Genomic DNA, 15,296 nt, shown 5'->3' with positions numbered 1-15,296 from the left:
GCCCGGTCTTGCACGTTCCACCTGACGCGATATGGATATTCACCAGGCAACCGGCTAGAATCCGCCGCCATGTCCGGGCCCGGCGACATCGAGCGTGCTGCCGGCGGATCGGGCGACGATCATCACGCCGTCGTCCGGGCCGCCGGCCTCATCGGCGCCGCGACGTTCTCCAGTCGGGTGCTCGGCTTCGTCCGCGACATGGTGCTCGCCCGCCTCTTCGGCGCCACCCCGGCCGCCGACGCCTTTTTCGTCGCCTACCGCATCCCCAACCTGCTGCGCGAGCTCTTCGCCGAAGGGTCGATGTCGGCGGCCTTCATCCCGGTCTTCACGGAATACCACACGCGGGGCAGCAAGCGCGAGGCATGGGAGCTGGCGAGCGCGATGTTCACCACGCTGCTCACGATCGTCATCGGCGTCACCGTGCTCGGGATCCTGGCAGCGCCCGGGCTCGTCTGGCTGCTGGCGCCCGGCTTTCACGACGACCCCGGGAAGCTCGCCCTCACGACGCTGCTCACGCGGCTGATGTTCCCCTACCTCGTGTTCATCAGCCTGGCCGCGCTCGCGATGGGCGTGCTCAACTCGCTTCGGGCCTTTGCGGCGCCCGCGCTCTCGCCGGTCTTCTTCAACGTCTTCATCATCGGCTGCGCGCTGTTTCTGTCCCCGCTCCTGGCCCACCCGATCTACGGGGTCGCGATCGGCGTGGTCGCCGGAGGCGCGGCGCAGTTCGTGATGCAGTTGCCGGGCCTCCGGTCGAGAGGCATGCTGTTCTCCTGGCGCTTTCAGCCCGGTCACGCCGGAGTTCGGCGGGTGGGCGCGCTGATCGTGCCCAGCCTGTTGGGTCTTTCGGTGACCCAGGTGAACATCACGATCAGCACGATCCTCGCGTCGTTCTTTTCCGGCGGCCCGACCTATTTGTTCTACGGCATGCGCCTGATCCAATTCCCGCTCGGCATCTTCGGCGTCGCCCTGGCCACGGCGATCCTGCCGACGCTGTCGACCCAGGCGGCGCGCGGGGCGATCGAAGAGTTGCGCGGCACCTTGGCGTTCGGCCTCCGGATGATTCTCTTCATCATCGTCCCGGCGATGGTCGGGCTGATCCTGTTGCGGCACCCGATCGTGCACGTGTTCTTTGAGCACGGCAGCTTTACGCCGGCGGACACCCGGGCGACGGCGTTGGCGGTGCTGGGCTATGCCGTCGGTCTCTGGGCGTTTGCGGGCATGCGCGTGATCGTCTCGGCGTTCTATTCACTCAAGGACACCCGGACGCCGGCGGTGATCGCCGTCGTGGCGGTGCTGGCCAATCTCCTCCTCTCGCTCGTCTTGATGGAGTGGCTCGCGCATGCCGGGCTGGCTCTGGCCACGGCCCTTGCCGGCATGCTCAACGTCGGGACGCTCGTCATGGTGCTGAACCGGCGCTTGGGCGGGATGGACTGGCGGTCCGTCGGGCGGTCGGCCGGCCGGGTGCTCGTCGCGGCGCTGCCGGTCGCCGTCGCCTGCCTTTGGGTTGCCGGGCTGGAAGTCTGGACCCGGGAGGGGCAATGGGCGGCCAAGAGCATCATGCTGTTCGTCGGCATCGGGTTGAGCGTGACGGGATACATGGGAGCGCACGCCTTGATGCGCTCGGAAGAATTGGAGGTGTTGCTCGGAATGGTCAAGCGCAAGGTCGGTCGGTTGGGAGTCGTGACATGAGCCGGCACTTGGTGTTCGCGACATCGTGGGGATGGATGGGAGTTGCGGCCTCGGCCGCCGGCGTCACCCGTGTCGTCCTGCCGATGTCGACCAAGCAGGCGGCCGCGGCCGAGCTGGGTGAAGGGCGATTCGGGACGCTCGATCCACGACCCGGCCAGGATGACCGGCACGCATCGAGCATCGTGATGCAGGCCAAGGAGGAGCTGCTGGAGTTTCTCGACGGTACGCGCACCGTGTTCACGGTGCCGCTCGATCTGGCGGCCGGCTCGGGTTTTCAACGACGCGTCTGGCACGCGCTGCTCCGTATCCCCTATGGTCGGGTGCGATCGTACCGTTGGGTGGCCGACCGGGTCGGGGGCGCCGCCTACGCCAGAGCCGTCGGCGGCGCCTGCGGAGCCAACCCGGTTCCCCTGATCGTCCCCTGCCACCGGGTCGTGGCCGCGGACGGCCGGCTCGGCGGTTTTTCCTGCGGGCTTCGCGCGAAGCGACGACTGCTCGAGCACGAAGGGACCTTGAGCGCCCTTCGACGGCGGCGGTGCGGATGATGAAGGCCGTCATCCAACGGGTGACCGAGGCGACGGTCGCGGTGGACGGTCGGACGGTGGGACGGATCGGCGCAGGACTGTTGGTCCTGCTCGGTGTGGCCAAAGCCGACACGGAGCGTGACGCCGACTACATCGTCGACAAACTCCTCGGGCTTCGGATCTTCGCAGACCGGGAGGGCAAGATGAACTGCTCGGTGGCCGACGTGGGGGGGCGCGGTGCTCCTCGTGTCACAATTCACCTTGTTGGGAGACACGAAGAAGGGGCGCCGGCCGAGCTTCGATACCGCGGCGGCGCCGGATCTCGCCGCGGCGCTGTATGAGCACGCGATCGCCGGGTGCCGCGCGCGCGGGGTGCCGGTCGAAACCGGACGATTCGGAGCCTATATGACGGTGAGCCTGGTGAACGATGGGCCCGTGACGTTCCTTCTCGACAGCCGCTCCTCCTGAGCCGTATCAAGGTTCGGGCTCCAACCTCCGAGAAAGCTGCAGGGTTCGGACGAGGTCTGTAAGCGGCACACAACTTGTCACGGAAACGGTGGGATGGCATACTGACAACAGCGGGAGGTGACTATGGGGTCTCTTATCCCTGAACATCATCCGTTGCGCCGGCTGTTCGCGGCGTTGACCGAGCGCAGCTTTACCGAGAAGCTGGGCTGGCCCGATCAGAAGATCACCGGCTACGTCTCGAATCTCCTCGTCGAATTCACGCATTCCGACGAACTCTTCAAGATCCGCAATCAACACGGCCGGCGCCTGGCGACGGTCGTCGAAATGCTGTTCGAATCCGAGGTGCTGCTCCAGGCCGAGTCGTTCGAACGGGAGCGCGACGTGCACCGTCACATCGGCGACTTCACGCTGTTCATGGCCGGCCTGTTCCCGGAATATCTCACGCGACTCAAGACCGCCAGCTTGATCTATCACCAGGACTTTCTCGTCGACTACGTCAAGACGGGGAAGCGCTCCTACGGCATGGTGGCGCAGTACCTGGAGAGCGAAGAGACCTCTCCGCTGTTCCGCAAGCTCTCGGAGAACTTCGAGCTGTGCGTGACCGGACTCGGGTTCGTGCGTTCCGACCTCGACCGGATGCAGGATCCCGCCTACCGCAAGGCCAAAGACCTGCTGCTCAATTAAGCCATACCCGCATGCTGCTCCAACGCGTGTGCCGCCTCGGCCGGTCCCGGCTCCACCGCGAGCGCGGCTCTCTCTGGGGGCCCGGCGTCCTTCCGACGCGGCCGGTGCCGGTCCCAACCCTCCGGACGATCTCGGCTGGACACGTCTCTTGAGGTCGCGCGCTCCGGTCATCGCAGTCCATGGCGGCGCCGGCCGGCGGACGCTCTCGGCGAGGCAACGCGCCTGCCTGGAAGGAGCGCTGCGGGCGGGTTTTGCCGTCCTCGACGCCGGAGGCACCTCGCTGGCGGCCGTCGAAGCGGCGATCCGCGAGCTGGAAGGCTCCGGGCTCTTCAACGCCGGCGTGGGGGCTCGGTTGCAATTGGATGGCGCCAGGCGGCTGGATGCCTCGATCATGGAAGGGCGGGGGCTGCGCGCGGGCGCCGTGGCGGCGATCGAGGGCATTCGCCATCCGATCACCGCAGCGCGATTGGTCATGGAGGAAACCGACCATGTGTTGCTGGTGGGAGCCCCCGCCGCCCGGTTCGCACGGCAGTGTCGTCTCGAGCGGCTTCCCGCACCGACCCGCGAGCAGATCGCCCGTGAGGCCCACCGTCGGCGCAAGGCGGTCAATCGCAAGAGTCTGGCCGTGTACCGGCGCCTGGCGCCCCGCAGCAGCGGATTGGAAACGGTCGGGGCCGTGGCGCTGGATGCCGCGGGGATTCTTGCGGCCGGGGCCTCGACGGGCGGCGTCTCCGTGATGTTGCCCGGCCGGGTGGGCGATACGCCGCTGATCGGCTGCGGCGTCTACGCGGACAATGCAGGGGGAGCGGTCTCGATGACCGGGATCGGCGAGACGATCATCCGGCTCGCGGTCGCGAAAGAGATCGTCGATCGGCTCTCGACCGGAGCGGCGGTGGGGGCCGCGACCCGTGTGGTTTTGGATAAGTTGGTCACCCGAGTTCGGGGGGAGGCCGGTGCGCTGGTGCTGGATGCACGAGGCCGGCTGGCGATCCAACACACCTCGCCTCGCATGGCGGCCGGCCATTGGGCCGGAAAAGGCCCGCCGACCGTCCACGATTGCTTTCGGTGATCCAAAAAAACGAAGGGCCTTGCCGTGTGCGACGGCAAGGCCCTTCGGTCGCCCTCCGCGAGATTCAGCCCTTCTTCGTTCGGCAAGCCGCGAGCCCAGCCAGCCCGGATGCCAGCAGGAGCCACGCGCTCGGCTCCGGCACCGGTGCGGGACCGTTCACACCCCCGCCATACTGCAGGTGGTCCACCTCGATCCCGCCGCTGGCATTGCTGATGACGATTTTCGAGATGCCTCCGGCATGGACCCACCCGAAAAAGCGATCTTCCGCCGTCTCGCCGTTGAAGCTGCCGTCGGCGATTGCAACGGGGCCGATCGTGCCCAACGATACATTGGAGGCATCGAAGGCCTCGAACAGGGTGGTCCCCGCGCCATCGGTCCACACGATCCCCGCATGGGTCGGCAGGGATCCCAACACGGTCTGATCGAACGCGAACGTGACGCCCTGGCTGCCCGGGCTGTGGAAGTAAGAATCGCCGTTGAGGCCGCTTCCATCGATCAGCCCGTCGTCGGCATCGACCGAGTCATGGATCGAGGGTCCGAACACGATGCTCGTGACCCCGCCCGGGCTGCCCGTCACACCCGGTGTGTTGAGCGCATGGTCTTCGAAGGTCTCGAGATGAAAGTAACCGAAAGGCAGGCCGTTGAACGGGCTATCCGCAAAGCTGAGGTACGGCGTGGGGCCGACCGCCGCCGCCCATGCGCCCGACGGAGCCCACGCCGCGGCTGCGACGATCGCTGCAGACAGGACAAAAACCTTCAAGGACTTCATCGGAATCGCCGCCCATCTCTTTCGCCTCCAGAGCGCGAAGCCGACCAGCCCGGAGCCGAGCAGAACGATGGAAGTTGGCTCGGGGACCGTGCCAGGGGTGACGCCACCCGTGTCGACCCGGCCCCGTCCCGCCAATGAGAGAATGTTCCCGAACTGATCCACGTCTACGATGTTCAACCCGCCGGTGTTCGTGAACACGTTATGAGAGAAGTTGCCGTTGACGTCCGCGTTGCTCAGCCCCAAGCTCTGGCCGAAGGGCGTCACGGTGATGCCGGTTTCCGTCTGGTTGAATGAGGTGCTCGTGACGATGAATGGGAGGAAGCCAAAATGGCCGCCTCCCGGCGTGAGTTGCGCCCCGTTGTTGCTCTGCGCCATGGCGTAGATCCCGCCGCCCGCGTTGAGGAAGTTGATGATGTCGCCCGAGCGGGCATTGAGGATGTCGAGCTCCGCCTGGCGCAGGATTCCGCCGAAATCGGAGGCGACGACGATCCCGTGGTACGTGGTCCCCAATTGGTCCAGCGCGGCGTTCAAGGTGGTGAAGTCATGATGCACGTAGTTGGTGATGCCGCTCGCGTTCATGCCCAGGGCGCCCTGTCGGTGTCCCCCGGGGATCGATCCCTTGGATTCGACGAACAGCAGTTGGCTGGTGCCGGAGGTGAAGGGGTTGAATGCCGGGTCGGAAATGAAGTCGACGGCAACCTGGTTGATCTTCTGCGCCCCCGTCGGATTCTCTCCCGGCCCGCTCTGAGCGTGAAAATCCGGGTCATGGCCGGTGAGGAAGATCGAGCCCGCCCAGCCGGAGTGAGGGAGGGCGAGCAGGACGATCGTGAACACCGAGAGCACCCATTTTTTGGCATCGATCAGACAGACCATACCTCTCACCTCTCCTTTACGAGTTGTGGCTGACGGCAAAGCCTTCTGGTTTGAGCAAGAGAAATACCTATTCCATGTCATTGATTTCCTTCGAATCGCCGGCGAGGAATCACTCGCGGCCTGTCGTATTTCTTGACAGTGTTCTGCCGGCTGTCGGTGCAGCCCCGTCCAACCAATCGCACAATGTCCTACGCTTTCAAGCTCTAACGAGATGGGACGCCGGATGCGCCGGGACCGTAAAAAATGCCGACAGTTTTACGGTTGGACCGCAGTATGATCGGAAGGGAGTCCGAATGGAGGTTCTAGAATATGGACGTGCTCTTTCATCTGGCCTTTCCCGTCCATGACCTTGGAGAGGCGAAGCGATTCTATGTGGACGGGCTCGGATGCGGGTTGGGGCGCGAATCGCCCTCGGCGATGACCCTGGAGTTCGGCGGGCACCAGATCGTGGCCCAGCTCACCCGTCAGCGCCTGGAGCGGCAGCAGGGCATCTATCCTCGCCATTTCGGGCTGATCTTCAGGTCTGAGGACGAATGGCAGCGGCTTGCCGAACGAGCCAAGGCCAAGGGCCTTGCGTTCTACCAGCAGCCCCGCCGGCGTTTCGTCGGGACCCGGATCGAGCACGGGACGTTCTTTCTGGAGGATCCGTCGCGCAATCTCCTGGAATTCAAACACTACAAATACGAGTCGGCGATCTTCGGCGAGCGGGAGCACGCCGAGGTCGGCGACAGAGACGAGCCGCGTTAATCCCGGTAATCCGCGGAACGGCCGGAGATGCTCGGCATGGAGGCGATGAAGCTGGTCATCGGGTCGTCAGTTTCAGCCCAATGATTCCGATGACGATGAGCCCGATGAACAGCAGCCGGGCCAGCTGGCGTGATTCATCGAAGAGGAGGACGCCGAGTGCCGCGGTGCCGGCCGCGCCGATCCCGGTCCAGACGGCGTATCCCGTTCCCACCGGGATGGAGCGGAGCGCATGCGAGAGCAGCACGAAGCTGACCGCCATGGCCGCGAGGGTGCCGAGACTGGGCCAGAGCCGCGTCCACCCTTCCGTGTACTTGAGCCCGATGGCCCACACGACCTCGAAGACGCCCGCCACGAACAGATAGAACCACTCCATGCCTCCTCCTTGCCTGGATCCTGAAGGTCCTTGCGCCGGGTGCGATCGCCGGCCGCGCGGACGGGGCGTAGCCGAATGCCGTCAGGTCGACCTCCTCGCCACGGCGGAACGGGTGTCCATCCAGCGAAGGATCTGCTGCTGACGAACCAGCACGTAGCGGGTCTTGCGGAGCGGATCATAGTGCCGCGGCGACGGGAGGATGGCGGCGAGCAGCGCCGCTTCTTCCCGCGTGAGGTCCACCGCCGATTTTCGAAAGTGATGGCGGGCCGCGGCTTCAGCCCCATAGACGCCCCGCCCCCACTCGGCCACGTTCAAGTACAGCTCGAGAATCCGCTTCTTGGTCAACCGGTGCTCGAGCTCCCGCGTGATCAGCGCCTCGCGCGCCTTTCGCCACAGGCTTTTCTCGGTGGTCAGGTACAGATTTTTCGCCAACTGTTGCGTGATCGTGCTGCCGCCGTGGCCCCAGCGGCCTTGCTCGAGGTTCTTGACGGCGGCGTCCTTCAGCCCTTCCCAATCGAATCCTTCGTGCCGGTAGAAGGAGGCATCTTCGGCGACGATCACCGCTCGTTGCAGATGCGGGGAGATCTTCGTGAGCGGCACCCAGCTCCAGTGTACGGTCCCGCCCCGATCCTGGGCCCGGCGTGTCTCCATCAACGCGGTCGTGCTCGGGTTCCTGTGGGCCAGCCGCCCGACGTCCGGGAAGGTCATCAGCCAGTAGCAGGCGAGTGCCCCGAGCGGTAACCCGACCGCGACGATGAGCACGAGGAGCAGGCGCGGCACGGTCCTCTGGTTTGACTTGCTCATGACGGGATGATACAGCAAATGGCCCGCGGGAAGGCACGATGGAGACGCACCGTGAAGGTTCTCGACGCCGCATTCGTGAAGAGTTGCGCCCGACTCGAGCAGTGCCCGGCGGACGGCCGGCCCGAATTGGCCTGTGTGGGGCGTTCCAACGTCGGGAAGTCGTCGTTGATCAACTCCCTGTTGCACCGGAAGGCTCTGGCCAAAGTCAGCCGGACGCCCGGGAAGACGCGCCTGTTGAATTTCTTCAGCATCACCACCTCCGACCCGGCGCTCCGGCATTTCTATCTGGTCGACCTGCCCGGCTACGGCTACGCCAAGGTCTCTCGGTCGGTGCGGGAGGAATGGGGCCCGCTGCTCGAGCGCTACGTGGCCGATCGCGCGCCGCTTCGCGCGGTCCTGCTCCTCGTCGACGCGCGCGGGCCGCAGCCGCAGGATGAGCTGACCTACCGCTGGCTGATCGACATCGGCCGCCGTCCGATCGTCGTCGCCACCAAGATCGACAAGTTCGCACGCGGCGCCCAAGCACGTGCGCTGGAGTCCGTCCGGGCGGTGCTTGGGATCGACGCCGAGGTCTTGCCCTATTCCTCGGTGACGCGGGAAGGAACCGACGAGCTCTGGCAGGTCATCCGAAAGGCGATGCTGAACCGGGAAGGCGGGAAGGGTGCTCGAGGCCTCAGCAGTGCTGACGGCGGCCCTGACGGGAGCGCCGACGTTCACCACGCCGACGGCCGATGACGCACGGCCGTTAAAACTTCACCTCGATGAAGGCCTTGTTCTTCAAGTCCGCCAGCCACACCTGAAAGACGTCTTCACTCTTCTGCTCGTAGACCAGCGCCTGGATCTCGTTCTTCACCTCGGCGTACGGCCGGAACTGCGGGGGGCGCTTTTCTTCGAGCCGGATGATGTGCCAGCCTTCCGTGGTCTGGACCGGCTCGCTGACTTCGCCGGGCGTGAGCGCCGTCAGCGCGCGTTCGATCTGCGGCAGCAATTCCCCTTGCCGGACGTACCCGAGATGTCCGCCCTTGGTGGATTCGAGCCCGTCGGAATACTTCAACGCGAGGTCGGTGAAATCCGCGCCGGCTTTCAACTGTGCGTAGATGGCGGCGACGCGGCTCCTCGCTTCCTCTTCGGTCTCGATCGCCTTGGGCCGGATCAGGATCTGACTGATGCGATACTCGTCGGGCATCAAGAACCGGTCCTGGTGCGTCTCGTAGTAGCGCTTGATTTCCTGCTCGGAGACCATGATGCCGCTCCGCACTTCGCGATCGACCACCCGCATCAGGGTCAGTTGTTCCCGGACGCTTTTCTTGTCGGCCGGGTTGTTCTCATCGACCCGCTCGCCTTGACGCCGGAGCTCCTTGAGCGCCTTGAGAATTTCCTCGTCTCCCACGTCGACCCCGCGGGCCTTCGCCGCCTGCAGTTGGAGCTTGCGCTCGATCATGCGTGTGAGCCCGCGGTATTGGAGTTGGCGCAGCCGGCGCTCGAGCTCGTCGCCACGGTACTGCTCCCTGAGTCGCTTCTCTTCGGCCGAAATTTCAGCCTTCAGCTCGGAGAGTGTGATGAGCTCGGTGTTGACCACCGCCACGATGCGGTCGGAGACCGACGCGCCTCCAACGTGGAGCGGGCCGAAAGCCAACAGCATGGCGAGACCCACGATCGCAAGACGCGGAACGGCCCGGCGATGCGACCCCCGGTGCCCCACGCCAACTCTGCGGTGTGCCGTCATGGCCAGAGCGTCTGGAAACAGGGGATCTCGTGAGACGAGGAGCTAGCCCGCATTATGCATGGCGGTTCGTGACGAAACCGCCAAGACGCCATGCGAGACGGGCGCGCGGAGCCCCGAGGGGCCGAGGCGTACTTGACCAGTACGTTGAGGCCCTGAGGGGCGAGCCCGCCCGCTTGGGTGCATGAACCACGCACCCAAGCTGTGTCGGAGCGGCGTATCGGCGGGTGCAGTAGAAGCGCTCATGAATAATGCGGGCTAGGGCGTGTGACCGGCAACGGAGCGAAGTCCCTGCGTGATCTGATCGGGCGCGGTCGCCACCCGAATGCTGGCCGAGGACCGGAGCTTCGCCAAGACCTCCTCCACCTGTTGGCGGCGCTTCTCCGCGTACAGCTCCCGCTTCAGCCGCTGCCGGACCGCTTCGACCTGCTTCGTTTCGTCCGGTCCGCGGCTCACGACGCGGATCAGGTGGAAGCCGGCCGGTGTCTCGATCGGATCGCTGACGACGCCGGGCTTGAGCGTGAGCAGGAGGTGCTCGATGGCGGGATCCATCATCCCGTTGCGCGAGAAATCGAACTCGCCGCCATCCGCTTTCGTCTTCTCGTCCAGCGAGTAGCGCTGGGCGAGCTTCGAGAAGTTAGCGCCCTGATTGATCTGGTGCTTGAGATCCCGCGCTTGGAACACGTTTTGGAGCACGATGTGGGCGCCGCGGATCTGGCGGGCGGCGAGCAGCATGTCCGCATGCGAGGCATAGTAGGCTTCCAGCTCCGAGTCGGAAACCTGGACGGGGGCGGAGGCCACTTCCTTGAGCAGCTCGTCCAACAAGAGCTGCTCCTTGATCCGCGCCAGCCGCTCGCGGAGCTCCAGGCTCTGATCCAAGCCCTGGCGCCTGGCCTCCTGGAGCAGGATCTCCCGGGAGATCAGGTCGTCGAGGAACTTCTTCTTTCCCCCCTGGCTTTCGTAGCGGGCCCGGCCGGACTCCGAGAGCTCGGACCAACGATACTCGAATTCCGCCTGGGTGATCGGCTTCCCGTTGACCACCGCGAGGACCGGGGACTCCCCGGACTGCTCCTGCGCGCAGGCGCCGGTCAGGAGCACGCCCGCCAGGGCCCCGGCGGCCGCGAGGCGCCGGACGGCGTGCGCCCGCCCCGAGGCGGCTCGCCCCCATGTGCGGCTCGGCATGCTGATCACGGTTGGTGCTCCACTCAGGCGGTGACTGCGGCTCCGGATTTCTTGGTACCACAGGTTCCCAGTATTTGCAAGGCAGCGGTCAGCTCGGGGGCTTGCTGCGACCAGTCGGCGTGCGTCAATTGAAGCTCGAAAGAGAGCGGGCTCAAGAGCTTGAACCGGCCGCGATAGCGATCCATGAGGAGGCGGATCCCCTCCTCGGGGAGGGGGCGCTTGGGATCGAACGCCAGGGCGACGGCCTGGTCCTTGAGCTCGAGCGAGGTCAAGCGCAGGGATTTCGCCAAGATCCGCACCTGCATGACCTCGAACAGCCGCTCGACCGGCTCCGGGAGCGGACCATAGCGGTCCTGAATCTCCCCGTTCAAGAGCGCCAGATCCCCCATCTGCGTGCTCGACGTCAGCCGTTTGTAGAGCGAGAGCCGCTGGTGCGAATCGGTCACATAGGTGTCGGGGATGAAGGCCGAGACGTTGAGGTGCAGGGTCGGGTCCGGCTCCTCTTCGACCACCGTCCCCTTGATCTGCTGGACCGCCTGCTCGACCATTTGCAGATACAGGTCCAGCCCGACCGCGGCGATGTGGCCCGACTGCTGCTTCCCCAGGAAGTTGCCCGCCCCGCGAATCTCGAGGTCCGCCGCGGCGATGCGAAATCCGGCGCCCAGCTCCGTGAACTCTTGGATCGCCAGCAGCCGCTTTTGGGCGTCGGTCGTGAGCGTGCCTTCGTCGGGCGTGAAGAAGTAGGCATACGCTTGCTGGCCCGAGCGGCCGACGCGGCCGCGAAGCTGGTAGAGCTGGGAGAGGCCGAACGTGTCGGCGCGGTTCACCAGGATCGTGTTGGCGTTCGCCACGTCCAGGCCCGACTGGATGATGGCGGAGGTGACGAGCACATCGGCCTCGCGCTTGAGGAACTTGAGCATGACGCCCTCGAGCACGCGCTCGTCCATTTGCCCGTGCGCCATGACGATCCGGGCTTCGGGAACGAGGTGCTGGAGCCACGTGGCCGTCCGTTCCATCGTCTGGACGCGATTGTGGACGAAGTAGACCTGTCCGCCGCGGCCCAGCTCGCGCACGATCGCCTCCCGCACCGTCTCCTCGCTGAACTTCATCACGTGCGTCCGGATCGCCAGGCGCCCGGGCGGCGGCGTCTCGATGACGGACAGGTCCCGGAGGCCCGACATCGCCATCTGGAGCGTCCGCGGGATGGGCGTGGCCGTCAGCGTCAGCACGTCCACCTGCGTGCGGAGTTGCTTGAGCCGTTCCTTGTGGCGGACGCCGAACCACTGTTCTTCGTCGATCACCACCAGCCCGAGGTTGCGGAAGACGACGCCTTTCTGGAGCAGGCGGTGGGTCCCGATCACGATATCGATCGAGCCGTCGGCGAGCCCCGCCAGGACGGCCTTGGCTTCCTTCGGCGTCTGGAACCGGGAGAGCAAGCCGACCTTGATCGGGAAGGGGCCGAAGCGCTGGGAGAAGTTGTCGTAGTGTTGCTGCGCGAGCAAGGTCGTCGGGACGAGCACCGCCACCTGGCGATTGTGCTCGACGGCCTTGAAGGCCGCCCGCATCGCGACTTCCGTTTTCCCGTAGCCGACGTCGCCGCAGACGATCCGGTCCATCGGCTTCGCGGCGGCGAGATCGCGCTTGATGTCCTCGATCGCACGGATCTGGTCGGGCGTCTCCTCGTATTCGAACGCCGCCTCGAACGCGTGCGTCAACGGCGTATCGTGGCCGTACTCATGCCGTTGGACGACCTCGCGGCTGGCATACAGCTCCACGAGCTCGTGCGCCATCTCTTCGATGCTCTTCTTGACCCGCGCCGTGGTCCGCTCCCAGCTCGTCCCGCCCAGCTTGTCGAGCTTCGGTGCATGCCCCTCGGCCCCCTTGTAGCGCTGGACCTGGTTCAATCGATCCAAGGGCACGTACAGGGTGTCGCCGCCGGCGAACCGCAGGATCAGATAATCGCTCTCGAAGCCCTGGACGGCGAGTCGCTTGAGGCCTTCGTAGCGGGCGATGCCGTGCTGCACGTGCACGACGAAATCCCCGGCGTTCAGGTCCTCGAGCGAGGACAGGAAGGTCGCCGTCCGGCTCTTGGCCGCCGGCCGGTGCCGCATCCCTTTGGCGAACAACTCCTCCTCGGTGACGATGGCGAACCGTGCCTCCGGAGCGACGAACCCGGCGGACAACTCGCCTTGGACCACCGAGAACGGCGGCTTTTGGGTCGAGACCGCAAGATCCTGGGGCTTCCACCGCTCGGCCGGAAGGTCTTGTTCGCCGAACAGCGCGAGGAGGCGGTCGACCTGCCCGCGGGACCGCGCCACGACGACCACGGGGCCGGCCTGCCGGAGCTCGTTCAAGCGCTGGAGGGTTTCGGTGAACGGCGTCCCGCGTTGAGCCAGACCGACGCTGCTCGGAGCATGGGCCGGAAAGGCGACCGTGGGTTGCCAGCCGGCGTCCCCGCCTCCGAGCGGCTCGAAAGCCAGCCAGGAGCGGTCCTCGAGCCGCCGCCGCAGCTCTTCCCAGGTGAGGTACAAGGCGTCCGGCGCCGCGTACTCGCCGGCCTCGCTCCTGTCCGATCGGAGATAGGCGTCGGCGGCCTCGTCGAGGAATTCCTGCGCCTTGCCGGAAAGCGCATCGGGCTGATCGAGCACGATGATCGGCGGGTGCCGGAAATACTCGAGCAGCGTCTCCATGGCGTCGTAGACGTTGGGGCTGCGCCATTCGGCGTCGGGCGGCAGGGGCTCCAGGGCCCGTGGGTCCTCTTCCGGGTACACGACTTCGCGGGCCGGGAGCAGCCATGCCGCCGACAGCGTGTCGGTCGACTTCTGGGTGGCGGGATCGAACCGGCGGATCGATTCGATCGTATCACCGAGCAGCTCGACGCGGAGCGGCTCGTCGTAGGCCGTCGAGAAGATGTCCACGATGCCGCCTCGGACGCTGAACTCGCCCGGGATCTCGACGACCGATCCCCGGCGGTAGCCGAGCCGGAGCAGGCGCGCGATCAGCGCTTCGCGCTCGACGGTCTGACCGGCCTTGAACTTGAGGCCGCCGCCGCGAAACACGTCCGCGGGCATGAGCCGCTGGAGCACCGCGGGCACCGAGGTCACGAGCACCGTGCGCGCCCCTTCGGTCAGGCGCAGGAGCGCACGCATGCGCCGGGCGATCAGCTCCGGAGGCGGGGCGGTTGGCTCGTAGGGAAGCGTCTCCCACTCGGGGAACAGCTGGACGGCGTCGGAGGGGAACCCGAAGAGGGTCTGGAAAAAGAGCAGGTCGTCGGAGAACCGTTGCGCGGCTTCATCAGAGGCCGCGATCACCAGAGACGAGCGCTCGCTGGCCCGAGTCAGGACGCTCAGCGCGAAGGCCGGCATCGCGCCGTGGGCGCCCGTGATGCGCGCCCGGGCCTGCGGCACCAGGAGGCGCTCCCGGATCGGCTTGAGAACGTTGTCCCAGTAGTGCAGTGGATGGCTTGAGGCGGACACTCTGCTCTTGCGCGTCTGCCGGTGGCGGCCGACGATCGTCGAATGATGGTCAGGACTTCTTGATCTTCTCCACCAACGTGGTCGTCGAGACGCCGGGGACGAGCGGGAGCGTCTTCACCGCCCCGCCGCGGGCCTCCACGAGGTCCCGGCCGACGATCTTGTCCAGGGGCCAGTCCCCGCCTTTCACGAGCACATCCGGCCGGAGGGCTTCGATCAGCCGCGCGGGATCGGGCTCGTCGAACAGGACGACATAATCGACGCAGGCCAGCGCCGCGAGGACTTCGGCGCGCTGCACGTCCGGCACGATCGGCCGCCCGGGGGCCTTGTTGAGGCTCCGAACCGAGGCGTCGGTGTTGACGCCGACCACGAGGCAATCGCCCAGGTCGCGCGCGGCCTGGAGGTACCGGGTATGGCCGATGTGCATGAGATCGAAGCAGCCGTTCGTGAAGACGACCCGCGAGCCTTGGGCGCGCCGTTTCGACAGGATCTCCACCAAGTCGGCCCGCGTCTTGATCTTCTCGCGCACGGCTTATCTTACCTTGCTGCCCGATCAAAATACATCACCGTCTTCGGCCGAGGCGCTGCTGCGTCCCCGCGCTGGCCGTGGAGCGCGACAGGTGCAAAAATGGTATAGTGCCGGCCAAGGAGGGTCCGATGATGGCACCAACACGATGTCCGAGACGCCTCTGGGCGCTTGCCGTCGTCTTCCTGCTGGCCACGGCGGCGCACGCCGAGGAGGAGAAGAGCGGCCTCTCGTTGCGCGTGGACGATCTGCCGAAGCCGATCCCCCAGGCGATGGAGAAGATCAAGCAGGTGGGCAACGAGGCCGGCAAGGGGATCAGCAAGGCGGCCAGCGAGGCCGCCGGAGCCGTCAACAAGGCGGTCAAGGGGCAGAAGCCCGCCGACAAGAAATAG

Annotated in this window: 14 protein-coding genes and 1 pseudogene; 8 read left to right on the top strand and 7 right to left on the bottom strand. The window is 66.0% G+C overall.

The features are described 5' to 3' along the window. Window positions 1-69: 69 nt before the first annotated feature. The 5 genes and pseudogenes from murJ to ACWHYV_RS21515 all read left to right on the top strand — a co-directional run bounded on the left by murJ (window position 70) and on the right by ACWHYV_RS21515 (window position 4,434). A complete protein-coding gene (gene murJ, locus ACWHYV_RS21535) occupies window positions 70-1,689 on the top strand; it encodes a murein biosynthesis integral membrane protein MurJ (RefSeq protein ID WP_447978545.1) in 1,620 nt (539 codons plus the stop codon). Then, complete coding sequence (locus ACWHYV_RS21530; protein ID WP_447978544.1) at window positions 1,686-2,234, top strand: methylated-DNA--[protein]-cysteine S-methyltransferase; 549 nt, start codon at window positions 1,686-1,688, stop codon at window positions 2,232-2,234. Before murJ ends, ACWHYV_RS21530 begins: the two co-directional genes overlap by 4 nt. Continuing rightward, window positions 2,234-2,681: pseudogene (gene dtd / locus ACWHYV_RS21525) on the top strand (D-aminoacyl-tRNA deacylase). Before ACWHYV_RS21530 ends, dtd begins: the two are co-directional and overlap by 1 nt. Window positions 2,682-2,804: 123 nt before the next feature. Next, window positions 2,805-3,365 (top strand): hypothetical protein, encoded by a 561-nt coding sequence (locus ACWHYV_RS21520; RefSeq protein WP_447978543.1) that lies wholly within the window; start codon window positions 2,805-2,807, stop codon window positions 3,363-3,365. A gap of 148 nt (window positions 3,366-3,513) precedes the next feature. Next, window positions 3,514-4,434, top strand: coding sequence for an isoaspartyl peptidase/L-asparaginase family protein (locus ACWHYV_RS21515; protein ID WP_447978542.1), 921 nt, complete (start codon window positions 3,514-3,516; stop codon window positions 4,432-4,434). A 64-nt stretch (window positions 4,435-4,498) separates the two neighbouring features. Here the strand turns inward: ACWHYV_RS21515 and ACWHYV_RS21510 are convergent, their stop codons facing one another. Then, window positions 4,499-6,076, bottom strand: a complete 1,578-nt coding sequence (locus tag ACWHYV_RS21510) for a PEP-CTERM sorting domain-containing protein (protein WP_447978541.1) — start codon at window positions 6,074-6,076, stop codon at window positions 4,499-4,501. Window positions 6,077-6,385: 309 nt separating this feature from the next. Between ACWHYV_RS21510 and ACWHYV_RS21505 the strand changes: the two genes are divergently transcribed. Next, the gene (locus ACWHYV_RS21505) at window positions 6,386-6,823 is read left to right on the top strand and encodes a VOC family protein (RefSeq protein ID WP_447978540.1); all 438 of its coding nucleotides are present in this window, start codon (window positions 6,386-6,388) and stop codon (window positions 6,821-6,823) included. Between the two features lie 55 nt (window positions 6,824-6,878). Here the strand turns inward: ACWHYV_RS21505 and sugE are convergent, their stop codons facing one another. After that, window positions 6,879-7,196 (bottom strand): quaternary ammonium compound efflux SMR transporter SugE, encoded by a 318-nt coding sequence (gene sugE, locus ACWHYV_RS21500; protein ID WP_447978539.1) that lies wholly within the window; start codon window positions 7,194-7,196, stop codon window positions 6,879-6,881. An 81-nt stretch (window positions 7,197-7,277) separates the two neighbouring features. Further along, window positions 7,278-8,000: a monofunctional biosynthetic peptidoglycan transglycosylase gene (mtgA, locus tag ACWHYV_RS21495; RefSeq protein WP_447978538.1), complete on the bottom strand. Its 723-nt coding sequence runs from the start codon at window positions 7,998-8,000 to the stop codon at window positions 7,278-7,280. A 51-nt stretch (window positions 8,001-8,051) separates the two neighbouring features. Between mtgA and yihA the strand changes: the two genes are divergently transcribed. Beyond that, window positions 8,052-8,735 (top strand): ribosome biogenesis GTP-binding protein YihA/YsxC, encoded by a 684-nt coding sequence (yihA, locus tag ACWHYV_RS21490; protein ID WP_447978537.1) that lies wholly within the window; start codon window positions 8,052-8,054, stop codon window positions 8,733-8,735. Between the two features lie 10 nt (window positions 8,736-8,745). Here yihA and ACWHYV_RS21485 read toward each other — a convergent pair whose 3' ends face one another. The 4 genes from ACWHYV_RS21485 to rfaE2 form a co-directional block, all read right to left on the bottom strand. After that, complete coding sequence (locus ACWHYV_RS21485; RefSeq protein WP_447978536.1) at window positions 8,746-9,702, bottom strand: peptidylprolyl isomerase; 957 nt, start codon at window positions 9,700-9,702, stop codon at window positions 8,746-8,748. 279 nt (window positions 9,703-9,981) lie between these two features. Next, window positions 9,982-10,905, bottom strand: a complete 924-nt coding sequence (locus ACWHYV_RS21480; RefSeq protein WP_447980763.1) for a peptidylprolyl isomerase — start codon at window positions 10,903-10,905, stop codon at window positions 9,982-9,984. 23 nt (window positions 10,906-10,928) lie between these two features. Then, window positions 10,929-14,381, bottom strand: a complete 3,453-nt coding sequence (mfd, locus tag ACWHYV_RS21475) for a transcription-repair coupling factor (protein ID WP_447978535.1) — start codon at window positions 14,379-14,381, stop codon at window positions 10,929-10,931. A 49-nt stretch (window positions 14,382-14,430) separates the two neighbouring features. Continuing rightward, complete coding sequence (gene rfaE2 / locus ACWHYV_RS21470; protein ID WP_447978534.1) at window positions 14,431-14,907, bottom strand: D-glycero-beta-D-manno-heptose 1-phosphate adenylyltransferase; 477 nt, start codon at window positions 14,905-14,907, stop codon at window positions 14,431-14,433. A gap of 128 nt (window positions 14,908-15,035) precedes the next feature. Here rfaE2 and ACWHYV_RS21465 point away from each other — a divergent pair, with 128 nt between their 5' ends. Next, the gene (locus ACWHYV_RS21465; RefSeq protein ID WP_447978533.1) at window positions 15,036-15,296 is read left to right on the top strand and encodes a hypothetical protein; all 261 of its coding nucleotides are present in this window, start codon (window positions 15,036-15,038) and stop codon (window positions 15,294-15,296) included.

The sequence above is a fragment of the Candidatus Nitrospira bockiana genome (assembly GCF_965152565.1).
Note: the sequence above shows the minus strand (reverse complement) of the source record. Positions and strands in the feature narration are given on the sequence as shown.